Genomic DNA, 15,504 nt, shown 5'->3' with positions numbered 1-15,504 from the left:
ATTCGGTCCGGCAGTCTCAAGGTCCCTCCCGACCAGTCGACAGGCATGGACGTGACAATGTCACAATCGACGGTTGCGGGCCGGGCACAGGCCCCGCCGTCGAAGAGTTACACGCATCGGGCGATTCTCGCCGCCGGATACGCCGACGGAGCGACTGTCGCCGATCCGCTGATCAGCGCCGATACCCGCGCGACCATGCGCGCTGTCGAGGCCTTCGGCGGCAGCGTCGAGCACGACGAGGCTGAAAACCGCCTCGAAATCGACGGCTTCGACGGCGACCCCGAGACGCCGGCGGACGTGATCGACTGCGCCAACAGCGGGACGACGATTCGACTCACCACGGCCGCAGCGAGTCTCGCCGACGGGTTGACTGTCTTGACTGGCGACGAGTCGCTACGCTCGCGGCCGCAGGGACCGCTGCTCCGGGCCATCGACCAACTCGGTGGACACGCGGAGAGCACACGCTCGAACGGGCAGGCGCCGCTGGTGGTCGGCGGGCCGATTACCGGTGGCAGCGCGGCAATTCCGGGCGATGTCTCCTCGCAATTCATCACGGCGCTTTTGATGGCCGGTGCGGTCACCGACGCGGGGATCGATCTCTCGCTGCAGACCGAACTCAAATCCGCGCCGTACGTCGACATTACGCTCGAAGTGATGGAGGCGTTCGGCGTCTCTGCTCGCAAGACGAAAAACGGCTTCTCGGTCAGCGGTTATCAGGAGTACGACGCCGGCGACGGCTACACTGTGCCCGGAGACTTCTCTTCGATCTCATATCTACTCGCCGCCGGCGTCCTCGCCGGCGAAGGCGAACTGACCATCGGCGGCGCGTACCCGAGCGCACAGGGTGATCAGGCTATCGTCGACATAATTCGAGAGATGGGTGGCGACGTTTCCTGGGACGAGGAGGCCGGCAAATTGACGGTGACCGAAAGCTCGCTCACTGGCGTCGAGGTCAGCGTCGCGGACACACCGGATCTACTGCCGACAATTGCAGTCCTTGGGGCCGTCGCCGACGGAACGACTCGGATCACGGACTGCGAGCACGTCCGGTACAAGGAGACCGACCGGGTGAGCGCGATGGCCGAGGCGCTGGAGAAGATGGGTGCAACCATCGAGGAAGAGCAGGAGACACTCTCCATCGTGGGATCGGAATCGTCACTAATTGGCGCGACGGTTGACGGCCGAGCAGACCACCGGATCATCATGTCGCTGGCAATCGCTGGGCTGGTCGCAGAAGGATCGACGACGATCACCGGCGCGGAACACGTCGACGTGTCCTTCCCGAACTTCTTCGAGACAATCGAGGGCATCGGTGCGAGCGTGTCGCGGTAGCTACCATCGGACGTAGAGTTTCCTGAACAGAAAGGCGACGCCGAGGAGCACGATCAGCGTCCGGCGGAACTGGACGAGGCCGTCGGCTAATGCACTGCAGACGATGCTCATCCCCACGAGACTCGGGTAGCCGTGTCTGAAGAGGGCGATTGGATTCGGTTCATAGACCAGAACATCCCTGATCGCTTGTAGGAAAAACACCGCGCTGAGACCACCGAAATACGCTGCCATCCGGCTCTCCGGGAGCGCGAGGCAAGCAAGTAACACGGCGTGGACGATGGCAGTGATCGCGAGCAGAGGGAGCGTCTGCGAGGCTTCGCGCTGGCGGGACTCAACCCAGTCGACGAGGCCGATTGTGAGGACGAATCCGGCCATGACGAGTCGGTAGCCGGTCGCTCCGTAAGCGATCAGGAGGCCAGCAAAGAGGAATCCAGCGTAGAATAGATCTCCAATTCTCCAGTCGAGACGCTCCATTACACCCGTCTTTGCGTCGACAGTCAACTATACCCACCGGTCGTGTCTGTTCGCCGGCAAGGGCCACCGCTCGCCACAGTGACTATGTGAGATGCGCCCGAATACGTTCGTATGTCAGTCGACTTCGACTTCAGCGACGATGTGGTGCTCGTCACGGGTGTCGGCGGCGCGCTCGGCAGCGCAATCGCAGAGGCCTATCTCGAAACAGGCGCGACAGTCTGTGGGGCAGACCTGATCGAGCCAGACAGCGACGATTTCCAACTGGACGACCCCGACCGCATCGACTTCTACCAGGGCGATTTCACCGAGGAATCGACCGTCGAATCGACGATCGAAGAGATTGTCGACAGCCACGGCGGGTTGGATTATCTCGCCAACATCGCGGGCACGTGGCGCGGTGGCGATCCGATCCACGAGACCGATGAGGATACCTTCGACTTCCTGTTCAACGTTAACCTCAAGACGATGTTCTTGGCCTCGAAACACGCCCTTCCGCACTTGCAAGACAGCGAGGGTGCCATCGTCAGCGTCTCTGCACGCTCCTCGCTAGAGGGTGGCGAGGGTGACGGAATCTACCGAGCCACGAAAGCGGGCGTTCGCATCTTGACCGAGACTATTGCGGAGGAGAATCTGGGGACCGTCAGAGCGAACGCCGTGATGCCCAGCGTCATCGATACGCCGATGAACCGTGACATGATGTCCGACAGCGACTTCTCGAAGTGGGTCGATCCGAAAGATATCGCGGCGGTGTTTCTGTTCCTCTGTAGCGAGGCGTCTTCAGTCACCAGCGGCGCGGCCGTTCCAGTCTACGGTGAAGCCTGAACAGGAATCCGCGGGCACCGCCCAGCGTCACATCATCAGCAGTTGTGCGTGCCGGGTACCGTCGATGTCGAGGACGTTCTCCTCGTCGACAAAGCCGTGTTCGATCGCCAGTTCGACTGCTTCCGTACCCACAATATTCGCCACTGAACACTTGGCGAGAGAGCCAACAATCGCCTCTTCGTCGGCCACCTCACCCTCGTAGAAATCGGCGTTCACAGTCAGGGAAAGTTCGCCATTCTCGAAGGTTTCGCCGATCAACTCGGCGTCACAGACCGAGACGAGTCGGCCTTTCCCGGTTTCGCGTTCGTTCAGCAGTAGTTCGCCCATCGCTTACTCCGTCAACTGCTCGCCGATAACCTCTTCCTCGTTGTCGGCGCGCATTGCCTCGGCTTCTTCGGCGACCTCTTCGGCGCGTTCGTCCTCGCCCATCTTTTCGAGGGCGATCGCTTTCTCTTCGAGTAGGTCCGCGCTGCGGTATCCGAGTCGGATCGCGTTGTCGAAGGCGTTCAGGGCATCCTCTGCGAGGCCACGCTCGTTCAGGAAGAAGCCGCGGTTGTACCAGGCCTGTCCGAAGCGGGGGTCGATTTCGACCGCGCGCTCGGCGTGTTCCAGCGCCTCCTCGGTGCGGCCGAACTCCCACAGCGCGTAGGCGAGATTCGTCTCAGCGGTCGCTGCGTGTTCGGAGTCTTCCTCCATGTTGATCACTTCCTTGTACGCGCCGATGGCGGCGTCGTACTCTTCGAGTTCGGCGTGTGCCACGCCTTTGTTGGTCCATGCCTCCTGCTCGATGAGATCATCGTCGGTGTAGCGAGCGGCCCGCTCGAAGGTCTCTGTGGCCTGCTCGTGGCGATTGATGCGGATGTAATCCAGACCGACGTCGATCAGTTTCGCAGCGTCGACCTCCTCACTGGCGAGATTGTCGTCGTCGAGGAGGTCAGCGACTGAGTGAGAGTCAACGGGGTCGACCTGATCTGTGTCGACGGTGAGTTCCGGGGGATCGATATCGAATCCCTCGTAAGGGTCGTCGAAGCCTTGCCCCTCCGAGAACTCGTGATCCTCAGGCTCTTTTGTCATACTCCACTCTTGGCGAGGGTGAGCATTAAGGCCTGCGTCACCCAACTGTCGATATGCGACTGTTCGTCAGTGCCGACCTCGACGGACTCGCCAACGAGGTTTCGGCCGTCCAATCGCTGTTCGAGGATGCCAGTGGACTTCGCACCACTGATCCTAAACAGGCCCACGTCACCCTGAAGTTTCTCGGCGACACCGACCCCGACCGCCTCGACGAACTCACCGAGGCGCTGGAAGTGGCCGTCGACAACGCCAGCGTCTCCCCCTTCCAGGCCGAAATTGGCGGCCTCGGTGTCTTTCCCCATCTCGATTACATCAGCGTCGTCTGGGTCGGTGTTCGGGCGGGGAGTGAGCAACTGACTCGTCTACACGAATCGATCGAGGCAGCGACGACAGACATCGGCTTCGACCCCGAGGACCACGATTTCACGCCGCACGCGACCATCGCGCGGATGGATCACGCCGGCGGGAAGGAACTCGTACAGGATGTCGTCGAAAGTCGAGATCCGGATGTCGGGACGATTCAGTTCGACGAGATTCGTCTGATCAAAAGCGAACTCACCGAGGAGGGGCCAGAGTACTCGATAGTCGAGCGCTTTCCGCTGTGAGTGCCCAGGGCCGTGAGAGTTAACACGATGACTGGCGATGGATCGGTATGCAGAATCTCCTTGTGGGCGTCGGGATCGGATCGTTTCTCCTCGGCGGAGTCATCTTCTACAAGATCGGCAAGTGGCGCGGACGCTCTGTCGAGAAATCCGAACTAAAAACACAGATCGAACGAGCGGAATCGAAGGATGCACACGACGAGGCGGTCGAACGTGAGCCGCCGGTCGAAATCGGTGAGTCGGTCACCGCCGGTGTGACTGAGTTCCGCAGTCACCACTCCGGCGGCGAGCAGGCAATCTGCAAGGTAGAGGGCTTCGTGATCTTCGTCGAGGACTGCCCGCCGGGGACGGAAGTCGGCGATCGAATCGACCTGAAGATCACCTCGTTCGGGGCGAACCGAACGTCTGCCGAGGCAGTCTATCACGGCTGATCACGTCTAGGGAGGCAGTAAATGTCGGATGGAGAATTGCGCGCTCTCGCGCTCGCGCGTGCGTGGAATTTAAGGCAAGTGGGGTACAACGATACGTTACGATTTCATGTCTGAGGATAGTGAGTACGGAGCAGGACAGATACAGGTACTCGAAGGGTTGCAGGCCGTCCAGAAACGCCCGGCGATGTACATCGGTTCGACGGACACCCGCGGGCTTCACCATCTCGTCTACGAGGTCGTGGACAACTCCATCGACGAGGCGTTGGCGGGCCACTGTGACAGCATCGAAGTGACCATCCACGAGGACAACTCTGTCTCTGTTCAGGACGACGGTCGGGGGATTCCGGTCGACACCCACGAGGAACACGGTCGGCCGGCGGTCGAGGTGATTATGACCGTCCTGCACGCTGGCGGGAAATTCGACAACAAATCCTACCAGGTATCGGGCGGGCTCCACGGGGTTGGGGTCTCTGTCGTGAATGCACTCTCGAAGTGGCTGGAAGTGACGGTCAAACGAGACGGAGCGGTCTGGCAGCAGCGCTTCGACCACGGCGAACCCGAATACGAACTCGAACGGGTCCGCGATATGGAACCCGACGAGGAGACGGGAACGAAAATCCAGTTCTGGCCCGACAGCGAGATCTTCGAGACGACTGATTTCGTCTTCTCGACGCTCGAATCTCGCCTGCGCGAACTCGCTTTCCTCAACTCCGGCGTCGAGATCGTCCTGACCGACGAGCGTGAAGACCGCTCTCAGACGTTCAAATACGAGGGCGGTATCAAGGAGTTCGTCCAGTTTCTCAACGAGACCAAGACCGAACTCCACGAGGAAGTCATCTACTTCGACGAGGACGAACCTATCGGCGAGGCCGGCGACGCAGACGGCGTCGTCGCCGTCGAGGTAGCACTGCAGGCTACCGACGAACTGCAAGGCTCGCTGCACGCCTTCGCGAACAACATCAACACCCGCGAAGGGGGGACACATATGACCGGCTTCAAGACGGCGCTGACTCGCGTCGTCAACGATTACGCCAAAGACCACGGGCTGTTGAAAGATCTCGACGATACCCTCAAAGGCGATGATATCCGCGAGGGACTCACAGCAGTCCTCTCGATCAAACACCCCGACCCACAGTTCGAGGGCCAGACCAAGACAAAACTCGGCAACAGCGAGGTCCGAGGCATCGTCGAGTCTGCGGTCCACGAACACCTGGGCACCTACTTCGAGGAGAACCCGGACACTGCGGAAGTAATCGTCTCGAAAGCCGTCGAAGCTGCCAAGGCTCGCAAGGCCGCCAAGAAGGCCGAAGAGCTGACACGCCGGAAGAGCGCGCTCGATTCGACGGCGCTGCCCGGCAAGCTTTCGGACTGTCAGACCCGCGATCCGACCGAGGCCGAACTGTTCGTCACGGAGGGTGACTCTGCGGGCGGCAGTGCAAAACAGGGCCGTGATCCGGAGTTTCAGGCCGTCCTCCCGATCAAGGGGAAGATTCTCAACGTCGAGAAACACCGGCTGGATCGGATTCTCGAAAACGACGAGATCCGCAATCTAATCACCGCCCTCGGTACAGGTATCGGCGACGAGTTCGATATCGACGACCTGCGGTATCAGAAGATCTTCTTTATGGTCGACGCCGACGTTGACGGTGCGCACATCCGGACGCTCCTGCTCACCTTCTTCTACCGACACATGAAGCCGCTTCTGGAGCGGGGTCACGTCTACGCGACCCAACCACCGCTGTACCGAATCCGGTATCGCGGCGAGACCTACGACGCGATGACCGACGAAGAGCGCGACCGGATTATCGAAGAGAAGTGCAACGGCAGCCCCGATCAGGTCCAGCGGTTCAAGGGTCTGGGCGAGATGAACCCCAACCAGTTGTGGGAGACGACGATGAACCCCGAGACACGGTATCTCAAACAGATCACCGTCGAGGACGCCGCCGCCGCGGACAAGATGTTCTCGGTGCTGATGGGTGACGCCGTCGAACCGCGCAAGGAGTTCATCAAAGAGCACGCGCCGGAAGCAGAGTGGGTCGACATCTAAACTATGAGTTCAGATCTACCAGACAACCCGGACAACGTTGAGGCACCGGCCGCGAACGTCGAGCACGTTCGCATCGAAGACGAGATGGAACAGAGCTACATCGACTACGCGATGAGCGTCATCGCGGGCCGTGCGCTCCCGGACGTACGAGACGGACTCAAACCCGTCCACCGCCGGATTCTCTACGCGATGAACGAACTCGGCGTCTCGTCGGGATCGAGTCACCGCAAGTCTTCGTCCATCGTCGGCGAAACGATGGGTGACTACCACCCGCACGGCGACTCGGCGATTTACGACACGCTCGTGCGGATGGCACAGGACTTCTCACTGCGCTATCCGCTCGTCGACGGGCAGGGGAACTTCGGTTCGATGGACGGCGATCCGGCCGCCGCGATGCGGTACACCGAGGCTCGGATGGCTCCCATCGCCGAGGAGATGCTCGAAGACCTCGACAAGGATACCGTCGACTTCCAGCCCAACTACGACGACCGGCTCATGGAGCCGGAGGTGCTGCCGGCGAAACTCCCGAATCTCCTGCTGAACGGCTCTTCGGGAATCGCCGTCGGAATGTCGACGAATATCCCGCCGCACAACCTCGGCGAAGTCGTCGACGCGACGGTCCACCTGATCGAGAACCCCGACTGTACGACCGAGGACCTGATGCAGCACATCAAGGGCCCGGACTTCCCGACCGGCGGCAACATCGTCGGAAAGGATCCCATCTACTCGGCGTATGAAACCGGACGCGGTCGGATCCGGATGCGCGCCGAGTACGAGATTCAGCGCAACGACTCGGGTGCGGATCAGATTATAATCTCCGAGTTGCCCTTCCAAGAGAACAAGGCCCGGATCGTCAAGCGCATCGCCGACGACGTGAACGAAGGTACCATCGAGGGTGTCTCGGACCTCCGCGACGAGTCCGACCGTGACGGGGTGCGGATTGCTATCGACCTCAAGCGCGATGCCAACGCCGACGTGGTCGAGAACCAACTGCTGGAGCACCACCTCGAATCGACCTTCGGCGTTATCAACCTCGCCCTTGTCGACGGCCAACCGCAGGTGCTCTCGCTGAAGGAGACGCTCCGGCACTACCTCGACCACCGCAAGGAGGTCGTTCGTCGCCGATCCGAACACGACCTCGCGGAAGCGGAGGATCGCGCACATATTCTCGAAGGCCGCATGAAAGCCGTCGACAACGCCGAGGCAATCGTCAACCTCATCACCGAATCCGAGGACCGCGACCAGGCCCAGAAAGCGCTGGAAGGCGAGCTAGATCTCGACGATCCGGATCTCGAACTGGAGTACACCGACGTGCAGACAGGTTTCGACTTCTCGGCGGAACAGGCCGAACACATCCTCCGGATGCAGATCGGATCGCTCACGTCGATGGAGGCCGGCGAGATCGAATCCGAGTACGAGGAGGTCCAAGAGACCATCGAGTATCTCGAATCCGTTCTCGCGTCCGAGGAGAAACTGCTCGGCGTCATCAAAGATGAACTCCAAGAGATCAGAGAAGAGTACGACGACGACCGCCGGACGAAGATCCTCGAAGACGAGGGCCAGGTCACTCACGAGGACCTGATCCCCGAGGAGGACTGTCTGGTCGTCATCACCGAGCAGGATTACATCAAGCGGATGCCCGCCGACGCCTTCGATCCCCAGCGCCGGGGCGGCAAGGGGATCATCGGCTCTGATCCCAAGGAGGGTGATCGCGTCTCGAAGGTCTTCCGAGCGAACACCCACGACTACCTGCTCTGTTTCACCAATCAGGGACAGGTCTACCGACTCAAGACCTACGAGATTCCCGAGATGTCCCGAACAGCGCGCGGGAAATCCGCCGTCAACATCATCGACCTCGACGACGGTGAGGAGATCACCGCCGTCGTCGACACCGACGAGTTCGGCGACGACGAGTGCCTGACGATGGTTACCCGGGAGGGCTACGTCAAGCGGACCTGTGCGACCGAGTTCGACAACATCCTCTCGACGGGGATCATCGCCGCAGATGTCGAAGACGGCGACGAGTTGATCGACGTCGAAGTGACCGACGGAACCGGTGATCTCGTCATCGCCACGGAGCACGGGATGACCATTCGTTTCGACGAGAGCGAGGCCCGCGAGATGGGCCGAACAGCCCGCGGTGTCCGCGGGATCGATCTGGAAGGCGACGACCGCGTGGCCGGGATGGTCTCAACGACCGACGACGACGAGCGCGCGCTGCTGACAGTCACACGGCGCGGGTACGGCAAGCGGACACCGTTGACCGAGTACCGCCCGCAGTCCCGCTACGGCAAGGGACTGGTCGATATCAAGACCGACGAGCGAAACGGACCGGTTGCGACGGTCAAAGCCGTCGAAGAAGACGATCACATCGTCGTCATGAGCGACGAGGGCCAGATCATGCGCTGTCCGGTCGGTGAGATTTCGACAGTCGGCCGCAACACGAAAGGTGTCAACGTGATGGCCGTCGACGAGAGCGACAGCGTGGCGAGTGTGACCGTGATTCCCGGTTCGGTCGTCAACGCAGACGAAGAGTAACGTATCGCGTTCAAACGCGATTTAGCGGACGACGGTCACCGGCATCGGCGCGCGCCGGACGACCTTTTCGCCGACACTACCGAGCAACACACGCGAGACGCCCGATCGACCGTGGTTGCCGATCACGATCTGGTCGATATCGTACTCCTCGGCGTAGTTGACGATCTCTTTGGCAGGTGCACCGAAGACAATCGCCGTCTCGAAGTCGAGACCCGCCTCCTCGAAGAGGTCAGCGATCTCTTCGGCGACCTTATTGCGGGCTTCTTTTTTGACTTTCTCAGGTTTCTCTCGGAATCGCTCCTGAATCATGTTGATCCCGGCGTCGGTCATCCCACTCGCAACTTCGACGACGCGTAGGAGCACAATCTCCTTGTCGGCGTGTTCTTCGATAGCGTATTCGACAGCGGCCTGTGAAGGGTCTGATCCATCGTATGCGACGAGGACGGTCATGTCTGTACGGTTGATGGGCGGCTACAAAAAGACAGGTGGGACGGAGCTACTCGGGACCGAGCAGTTCGTTGACGATCCGTTCGGGGTCGAACCGTTCGAGGTCGTCGTAATCCTGTCCCGTGCCGAGGAACAGAATGGGTTTGCCCGTGACGTGTGCGACCGAGATGGCCGCGCCACCGTCCTGATCCGCGTCGGCTTTGGTCAGAATCGAAGCGTCGATTGTCGCCGCCTTGTCGAACTCGTCGGCACGATTGACCGCGTCCTGTCCGGCCACAGCCTCGTCGACGAAGACGGTCATGTCGGGTTCGATCACGCGGTCAATTTTCTCCAGTTGATCCATCAGATCGTCGCTGGTGTGCAGGCGACCCGCCGTGTCACCGAGCACAACGTCCACGTCGTTGGCCTCGGCGTACTCGACGGCGTCGTAGATCACCGCGGCCGGATCGGAGCCCTGTTCGTGGGTGATGAGCTTTCGATCCAGCGCGTCGGCGTGTTCCTGCAGTTGCTCGTTCGCGCCGGCCCGGTAGGTATCACCGTTTGCCAGCACCGTCGAGTAGCCCTGATCTTCCAGATACTTCGAGAGTTTGGCGATCGAAGTGGTCTTGCCGACACCGTTGACGCCGGTAAAGACCATCACGAAGGGTTTGTCAGCCTCGGCGATGCGCTGGTCGAAATCGAACTGGCCGACGTTGATCACGTCGTACAGTGCCTCCCGGAGCGCGTCCTCGACGACGCTGCCCGTACTCTCAAGTCGGCCGCGGGCCTCGCCAGCGAGGTTTTCTTCGATGCCGTTCAGAATCTCGATCGTGACTTCGAGTTCGACGTTGCTGTCTAGCAACGCGACTTCGAGTTCGTCGAGATGTGGCTGTAACTCCTCCTGTTCGATGATCGTCTTCCCGGTCGCGAGCGCTTTCGCCTTCCCGGTGAGTCCGAGTCCGCCGCCTTCGGAATCTGCTGGTTCCTGTTCAGTCGAGTCTGTCTCCTCGTCGGGGGCGGACTCCTCGGTGTCGACGGCAGTATCCGAGTCTGGTTCAGCGGCTGTCGGTGCAGAATCGGTTCCGTCCTGTTCGACGGGATCAGCACTAGCTGCTGTTTGCTCACCGGTCTCCTCCTCGTCGCTTGCCGAGCCTGACTGTGCGGCTTCAGCCTCGGCGTCGGCTTCCGCTTCCGCTTCGTCGAGTTCCGCTTCGTCCTCGACGTCCTCGGTGAAGCCTTTGAGCTTGTCTTTTAGTCCGTCGAACATCGCGCCTTACTCGTCCTGTTGCTGTTGTTGCTGCTGAAGCTGCTGGAGCTGCTGGGCCTGCATCTGCTCGGCCTGCTCTTCGAGTTCTTCGGTCTCGGTTTCGACCTGTGCAATCTCGGAGCGGAACTCTTCGATCTCTTCGTCGAGTTTCTCCTTTTTAGCTTCGAGGGTGCTGGTCGCGCCCTCCTTGCCTCGCTCGGCGGAGTAATCCGCGCCGAGGTCGACGATGATTTCGTCCATGTCCTGCACTTCTGCGCGAACGTAGGCACCGCCGCCGATGGGGACCTGGACCGTCGAACCGGATTCGAGCTGGTCGACTGCCTCGATGGCTTCGTCGATTTCGCGTTTCTCCTCCTGCAGTTGCTCGATTTCGGCCTCGATGGCTTGTTTCGTCTGTTCGAGCTGTTCGATCTGCTGGGTGATCTGTTGCATCTCACCGCCGCCGCCGCCGCCACCGCCACCACCGAGGCTCATGCTGCCACCTCGTCAATCTCGATCTGTCGGCGTTTGAGTCCGTGACGCGAGCCGAACTCGGCGTAGATGTGTTCGACTGCAACGTCCTCGTTCTCCGCTTCGAGTGCTTTCTCGAAGCTCTGCCATCCGTCTCGGGCTTCCCACTCGCCGGAAACCGTGTATTCGTCCATGTCACTTGATGGTGCACCAACGGGGAAGAATCTTCCTACTCGGCGAGACAATTCCGTTCCCCTAACAGGCTCGACGGGGATCGATGCTGTGAGGAGGTATCTTTTTGCGACCGCCTCGCAAACAGGGCTACATGGCACTCGATACCGCCTTTCTCACCGACTCACTCGGAGATGGACAGGTGACAACAGGGGAGGATGCGCTCGAAGAACACGCGACTGATTGGGGGACACCGGAAGGCACCGAACCGGACGTCGTCGTCTACCCGACGACGACCGAGGAAGTCGCCGACGTACTCGAAGCGGCGAACGACCGTGGGATTCCCGTCACTCCGTACGCAGCGGGCACGGGACTGGAGGGTAACGCCGTGCCGGCGGAGGGCGGGATCAGCATGGATCTCACACGGATGAACGACGTACTCGATGTACGCCCGGAGGATTTCCAGATAGACCTCCAGCCGGGCGTGATGGGACCGACCATCGAGGAGACTGCAGGCGAGCACGGCCTCTTTTTCCCGCCGCTGCCCTCCTCCGGTGATATCTCTACCATCGGCGGGATGATCGCGAACTCGGCGAGTGGGATGCAGACGGTCAAGTACGGCGAAGTGGCCGACTGGGTGCTCGAACTGGAAGTGGTGCTCGCGGACGGATCGGTTATCACCGCGGGCTCGAAGGCCGTCAAGACCTCTTCAGGGTACAACCTGCGAGACCTCATGATCGGCAGCGAGGGGACACTGGGCGTCGTCACGCGGGCGACGCTCGAACTGGCGGGCCGACCAGAGCAAATCAAGGGCGGTCGCGCACTGTTTCCGGATCTGGATCACGCGTCCGCCGCCGTGACGGACGTGATCCAGTCCGGCGTCGACGTGGCGAAAATCGAGTTGATCGATCAGGAATCGGCGATGATGTCGAACGCCTACACGGGCGCGGATCTGCCGGACTCGCCGATGGTCTTCGTGGAGTTTCACGCAAACCACGGCATCGACGAAGAGATCGACTTCTGTCGGTCGATTCTGGAAACGCACGATCTCGTCGAGTTCGAGATGGCCGACGAAGAGCGAATGGAAGATCTCTGGCAGGCCCGGAAAGACCTCGCCTTCGCCGTTCGATCGTACGACCCCGACCTCCAACCACTGCACCCCGGCGATGTCACGGTCCCGATCAGCAAGTACGGCGACCTCGTCAAGGAAATCAAAGCGCTCGGCGAGAAATACGGCCTCATGACGCCGTGCTTCGGCCACGCGGGCGACGGAAACATCCACTACACCGTTCTCGTCGACATGGACGACGAAGATCAGTTAGAGCGTGGTGAGGCGCTGTACGCCGAGGCCGTCGAGCGAGCCATCGAAGTCGGCGGAACGGCCACAGGCGAACACGGGATCGGACAGGGCAAACGGAAGTATCTCCTCGACGAACACGGCGCGGAGACTGTTGCGGCAATGCAATCGGTCAAAGACGCGCTGGATCCAAACGGGATTCTCAACCCGGGCAAGATCTTCCCAAAAGAGAACTGACCGCGATTACTTCTGAGCGGATTCCAGAACGATCTCTCCATCTGCTCCGCTCGCAGTCGTTCCCTCGACGAACGAATCTGATCCGAACACCGCGACGACGGTTTCTGGTGTCGGACGGCGCAGTTGCACGGTCAGATCGACGTCGTCGAGCGTCCAGCCATCTGCGCTCGCGTTCCCGCGCGCATCGAGGTATTCGCCGAAGGCGGCCTCGAACCTGTCGGCGTCCGCCGCGCTGTCCCAGCGTGTCGCCCACGCGTAGTTGCCGAACGTGTCGGTGTCTGAGCGGAACTGATGCAGGGAGTCGGTTCCGAGTCCGGTCGCGACCGATTCGGCGCGGTCGACCTCGATGTGACTCTCAAGCGCGTACCGGAGGAACGCCGCACCCAGTCTGTTCGTCGAGATTTCGCTCCGCGCTAGCGTGTTCGAGACGAACAACTCGGGACGTTGCGGTGCGTCCGGGTCGAGTAGTTCTCTGCTCCGGGTCGGTGGGTCCTCGTAGATCGCGCCGACTTCGCTGGGTGAGTCCAGACGTTGGGTGACGTAGTCGGTCCCCATCTGATACTGACTGTTGGCCCAGCGTCGGAGATGACCCCGTGGATAGGCAGCCTGTTCGTCGTCGTAGTACGGGCTGTTTGTCGTCCGGTTCTCCCCGAATCTGTCGAGGTACTCGTCGGTCGTGAACACTGCCGTCCCTTCGACGAGGCTGCGGACGACGTATTGCCCGTCGACGGTCTGTGGGTCGATTTCCTCGGTGAGTTGGCTCTGTCGGCCGTTCTGGAACTGAATATAGTGAGCGAGTTCGTGGGCGAGGAGCATCTCTTCCTCGTCACGCGTCGCGTTCTCCTGGACGAAGACGGCAATCGACCCCGATCCGAGCGTGTACCCGTTCCCCACCTCGTCGATGAACGTCTCGTTTCGGATTGCACCGGTCTCGAACCCGACGACATCGAAAAACCGCGGCTGGCCGATACCGATTCCGCTGGATGGGAGCGAGTCGCCGAACGCTTCGGTCGAATTGTAGGCCCGCACAGACGCCGGTGCGGGAGTCTCCGTCTCCAGCAACCCTTCTACTCGGGTGTAGACGAGTCCGGGGTCAGTGCGTAAGTCTCCGCCCTCGACAGTGACATTGGCGGGGTCAGAGATCGGAAACGGATCCTCGGACCCACCAGTCGTGCCGTTCTGGTCTGTCTCGTTGGACGGGAGGCCTTCGGCTGGTGTCGATTCCGTGGGTGAGACGGCGTCCGGATTCGTTCCGGGGGCCTGACAACCACTCATCGCGAGGGCAACGGCGAGGACCACGACGGCAATCGTTCGTCCGTAATCCATTACTGTCCAGTGACTTCCTCGGCCGTCGGCGCACCCTCGGCCGCTTCGGGGAGAGTGACATCGACATCTTCGTAGCTGAAGGCCAAGAGGCTGTCAGTCTGTTGCGTGAAGTTGCCACGTGCCGTCGAGAGGTTCAATGCAGAGTCTTCTGTAACCTGTCGGGGGAGGGCTGTCTCTGTCGAGAGCCAGAGATTGAGCTGGAACCGTTCGACACCGTTGACCGACTGTCTGGTCTCGACGATTGTGTCGCTGTCAACCGTCGCATTGATCGCGTATACCTCCTCGCCGTCGATTTCGGTCTGGCCTTCGACCGTTCCCGTGGCGTTGGCGAACACCCGCTCCAGTTGGTTGATCGAGTCGAACTGCTCGAACACCTGCTCGTAGGAGCCAGTCAGGTTGGTGCGGACCCACTGTGTGCCGTACTGCTGAGCGATCCGCTCGTTCGATTCGTAGAGGCTGTCGTTCAGCAGATACTGTTTGGTTTCGATCGAACGGCCCTGAGATGCGGTGACTCCCTCGATACCTGCTCGCTGTTGTGCTCTATCGATACGACCAGTCTGGTTGTTCTGCGTCGTGATTTCCTGGTTGTTCGAGCGCTGGACGGTCGTAATGTTCTGTTGTAGTCGGTAGCTCTCGACCGTATCGAGGGCGGCGACGCTGTCGTTGAGCAACTCAGCAGCCGTCACGTCCTCCTCGACTGGATCGAGATCACTGAACGCGCTGTCGGTCTCATCTGTCGAATTCTCGTCGTCGGTGCCGTCAGTTTCGTTCTCGTCTCCAGATTCATCGTCTCCCGGATCGTCCGGGTCCTCAGAATCGACCGTATCGTTTCCAGTTTCGTCGGGCGAACCGAGACCTGCACAACCCGCGGTCACGAGGAGGGCAGCAAGGGCGATGACCGCCAGTTGTCCTTTCCTTCCGGGCCACTCGATATCTATCATGTGTCCTCGTATCGACAACCGAATCATAAATGCTTTCGTCTTGCTCGATTGTTTCGCGATGAGAAACCC

At 60.7% G+C, this 15,504-nt stretch carries 16 protein-coding genes; 7 read left to right on the top strand and 9 right to left on the bottom strand.

Features of this window, described 5'->3' with window-relative positions; genetic code table 11:
* Nucleotides 1–45: 45 nt before the first annotated feature.
* Nucleotides 46–1,332: a 3-phosphoshikimate 1-carboxyvinyltransferase gene (gene aroA, locus V8P86_RS01465; RefSeq protein ID WP_336325460.1), complete on the top strand. Its 1,287-nt coding sequence runs from the start codon at nucleotides 46–48 to the stop codon at nucleotides 1,330–1,332.
* Here aroA and V8P86_RS01460 read toward each other — a convergent pair whose 3' ends face one another.
* A complete protein-coding gene (locus V8P86_RS01460) occupies nucleotides 1,333–1,806 on the bottom strand; it encodes a hypothetical protein (RefSeq protein WP_336325459.1) in 474 nt (157 codons plus the stop codon).
* Nucleotides 1,807–1,917: 111 nt separating this feature from the next.
* Here V8P86_RS01460 and V8P86_RS01455 point away from each other — a divergent pair, with 111 nt between their 5' ends.
* The gene (locus tag V8P86_RS01455; protein WP_336325458.1) at nucleotides 1,918–2,628 is read left to right on the top strand and encodes an SDR family oxidoreductase; all 711 of its coding nucleotides are present in this window, start codon (nucleotides 1,918–1,920) and stop codon (nucleotides 2,626–2,628) included.
* Nucleotides 2,629–2,655: 27 nt separating this feature from the next.
* On the opposite strand, the gene V8P86_RS01450 is transcribed toward V8P86_RS01455, so the two are convergent.
* The gene (locus V8P86_RS01450; RefSeq protein ID WP_336325457.1) at nucleotides 2,656–2,955 is read right to left on the bottom strand and encodes a DUF424 domain-containing protein; all 300 of its coding nucleotides are present in this window, start codon (nucleotides 2,953–2,955) and stop codon (nucleotides 2,656–2,658) included.
* 3 nt (nucleotides 2,956–2,958) lie between these two features.
* The gene (locus V8P86_RS01445) at nucleotides 2,959–3,702 is read right to left on the bottom strand and encodes a tetratricopeptide repeat protein (RefSeq protein WP_336325456.1); all 744 of its coding nucleotides are present in this window, start codon (nucleotides 3,700–3,702) and stop codon (nucleotides 2,959–2,961) included.
* Nucleotides 3,703–3,755: 53 nt separating this feature from the next.
* On the opposite strand from V8P86_RS01445, the gene thpR reads away from it, so the two are divergent.
* The 4 genes from thpR to gyrA all read left to right on the top strand — a co-directional run bounded on the left by thpR (nucleotide 3,756) and on the right by gyrA (nucleotide 9,320).
* Nucleotides 3,756–4,307, top strand: coding sequence for an RNA 2',3'-cyclic phosphodiesterase (gene thpR / locus V8P86_RS01440; protein ID WP_336325455.1), 552 nt, complete (start codon nucleotides 3,756–3,758; stop codon nucleotides 4,305–4,307).
* A gap of 47 nt (nucleotides 4,308–4,354) precedes the next feature.
* Nucleotides 4,355–4,735 carry a TRAM domain-containing protein gene (locus V8P86_RS01435; protein ID WP_336325454.1) on the top strand — a complete coding sequence of 127 codons (381 nt, stop codon included), beginning with the start codon at nucleotides 4,355–4,357 and terminating at the stop codon, nucleotides 4,733–4,735.
* A gap of 106 nt (nucleotides 4,736–4,841) precedes the next feature.
* Complete coding sequence (gyrB, locus tag V8P86_RS01430; RefSeq protein WP_336325453.1) at nucleotides 4,842–6,782, top strand: DNA topoisomerase (ATP-hydrolyzing) subunit B; 1,941 nt, start codon at nucleotides 4,842–4,844, stop codon at nucleotides 6,780–6,782.
* A 3-nt stretch (nucleotides 6,783–6,785) separates the two neighbouring features.
* A complete protein-coding gene (gene gyrA, locus V8P86_RS01425) occupies nucleotides 6,786–9,320 on the top strand; it encodes a DNA gyrase subunit A (RefSeq protein WP_336325452.1) in 2,535 nt (844 codons plus the stop codon).
* 21 nt (nucleotides 9,321–9,341) lie between these two features.
* Here the strand turns inward: gyrA and V8P86_RS01420 are convergent, their stop codons facing one another.
* Genes V8P86_RS01420 through rpl18a form a run of 4 tightly spaced genes read right to left on the bottom strand, consistent with a single transcriptional unit; the run spans nucleotide 9,342 to nucleotide 11,657 of the window.
* Complete coding sequence (locus tag V8P86_RS01420; RefSeq protein WP_336325451.1) at nucleotides 9,342–9,770, bottom strand: universal stress protein; 429 nt, start codon at nucleotides 9,768–9,770, stop codon at nucleotides 9,342–9,344.
* A gap of 46 nt (nucleotides 9,771–9,816) precedes the next feature.
* On the bottom strand, nucleotides 9,817–11,013 hold the full coding sequence (ftsY, locus tag V8P86_RS01415) for a signal recognition particle-docking protein FtsY (RefSeq protein WP_336325450.1): 1,197 nt from the start codon (nucleotides 11,011–11,013) through the stop codon (nucleotides 9,817–9,819).
* Between the two features lie 6 nt (nucleotides 11,014–11,019).
* Entirely contained in the window at nucleotides 11,020–11,487 is a 468-nt protein-coding gene (pfdA, locus tag V8P86_RS01410) for a prefoldin subunit alpha (protein ID WP_336325449.1), read from the bottom strand.
* Nucleotides 11,484–11,657 (bottom strand): 50S ribosomal protein L18Ae, encoded by a 174-nt coding sequence (gene rpl18a, locus V8P86_RS01405; protein ID WP_336325448.1) that lies wholly within the window; start codon nucleotides 11,655–11,657, stop codon nucleotides 11,484–11,486. Before rpl18a ends, pfdA begins: the two co-directional genes overlap by 4 nt.
* Nucleotides 11,658–11,788: 131 nt before the next feature.
* Between rpl18a and V8P86_RS01400 the strand changes: the two genes are divergently transcribed.
* A complete protein-coding gene (locus V8P86_RS01400) occupies nucleotides 11,789–13,168 on the top strand; it encodes an FAD-binding oxidoreductase (RefSeq protein WP_336325447.1) in 1,380 nt (459 codons plus the stop codon).
* Nucleotides 13,169–13,174: 6 nt separating this feature from the next.
* Here the strand turns inward: V8P86_RS01400 and V8P86_RS01395 are convergent, their stop codons facing one another.
* Both V8P86_RS01395 and V8P86_RS01390 read right to left on the bottom strand, forming a co-directional pair.
* Nucleotides 13,175–14,494, bottom strand: a complete 1,320-nt coding sequence (locus tag V8P86_RS01395; RefSeq protein WP_336325446.1) for a hypothetical protein — start codon at nucleotides 14,492–14,494, stop codon at nucleotides 13,175–13,177.
* Nucleotides 14,494–15,435 (bottom strand): LppX_LprAFG lipoprotein, encoded by a 942-nt coding sequence (locus tag V8P86_RS01390; protein WP_336325445.1) that lies wholly within the window; start codon nucleotides 15,433–15,435, stop codon nucleotides 14,494–14,496. The genes V8P86_RS01395 and V8P86_RS01390 overlap by 1 nt, the downstream gene beginning before the upstream one ends.
* Between the last annotated feature and the right edge of the window lie 69 nt (nucleotides 15,436–15,504).

The organism is Halovenus anhuiensis (genome assembly GCF_037080055.1).
In the GTDB taxonomy this organism is placed as follows: domain Archaea; phylum Halobacteriota; class Halobacteria; order Halobacteriales; family Haloarculaceae; genus Halovenus.
The sequence above is the reverse complement of the archived record's forward strand: the minus strand, read 5'-3'. Positions and strand labels throughout refer to the sequence as shown.

What these genes read in the sequence shown, in the direction of transcription:
- V8P86_RS01460 (WP_336325459.1), bottom strand. Translation starts at nt 1,806, where the DNA reads ATGGAGCGTCTCGACTGGAGAATTGGAGATCTATTCTACGCTGGATTC.
- V8P86_RS01435 (WP_336325454.1), top strand. Translation starts at nt 4,355, where the DNA reads ATGCAGAATCTCCTTGTGGGCGTCGGGATCGGATCGTTTCTCCTCGGC.
- V8P86_RS01450 (WP_336325457.1), bottom strand. Translation starts at nt 2,955, where the DNA reads ATGGGCGAACTACTGCTGAACGAACGCGAAACCGGGAAAGGCCGACTC.
- ftsY (WP_336325450.1), bottom strand. Translation starts at nt 11,013, where the DNA reads ATGTTCGACGGACTAAAAGACAAGCTCAAAGGCTTCACCGAGGACGTC.
- aroA (WP_336325460.1), top strand. Translation starts at nt 46, where the DNA reads ATGGACGTGACAATGTCACAATCGACGGTTGCGGGCCGGGCACAGGCC.
- rpl18a (WP_336325448.1), bottom strand. Translation starts at nt 11,657, where the DNA reads ATGGACGAATACACGGTTTCCGGCGAGTGGGAAGCCCGAGACGGATGG.
- pfdA (WP_336325449.1), bottom strand. Translation starts at nt 11,487, where the DNA reads ATGAGCCTCGGTGGTGGCGGTGGCGGCGGCGGCGGCGGTGAGATGCAA.
- gyrA (WP_336325452.1), top strand. Translation starts at nt 6,786, where the DNA reads ATGAGTTCAGATCTACCAGACAACCCGGACAACGTTGAGGCACCGGCC.
- thpR (WP_336325455.1), top strand. Translation starts at nt 3,756, where the DNA reads ATGCGACTGTTCGTCAGTGCCGACCTCGACGGACTCGCCAACGAGGTT.
- V8P86_RS01420 (WP_336325451.1), bottom strand. Translation starts at nt 9,770, where the DNA reads ATGACCGTCCTCGTCGCATACGATGGATCAGACCCTTCACAGGCCGCT.
- V8P86_RS01455 (WP_336325458.1), top strand. Translation starts at nt 1,918, where the DNA reads ATGTCAGTCGACTTCGACTTCAGCGACGATGTGGTGCTCGTCACGGGT.
- gyrB (WP_336325453.1), top strand. Translation starts at nt 4,842, where the DNA reads ATGTCTGAGGATAGTGAGTACGGAGCAGGACAGATACAGGTACTCGAA.
- V8P86_RS01395 (WP_336325446.1), bottom strand. Translation starts at nt 14,494, where the DNA reads ATGGATTACGGACGAACGATTGCCGTCGTGGTCCTCGCCGTTGCCCTC.
- V8P86_RS01400 (WP_336325447.1), top strand. Translation starts at nt 11,789, where the DNA reads ATGGCACTCGATACCGCCTTTCTCACCGACTCACTCGGAGATGGACAG.
- V8P86_RS01390 (WP_336325445.1), bottom strand. Translation starts at nt 15,435, where the DNA reads ATGATAGATATCGAGTGGCCCGGAAGGAAAGGACAACTGGCGGTCATC.
- V8P86_RS01445 (WP_336325456.1), bottom strand. Translation starts at nt 3,702, where the DNA reads ATGACAAAAGAGCCTGAGGATCACGAGTTCTCGGAGGGGCAAGGCTTC.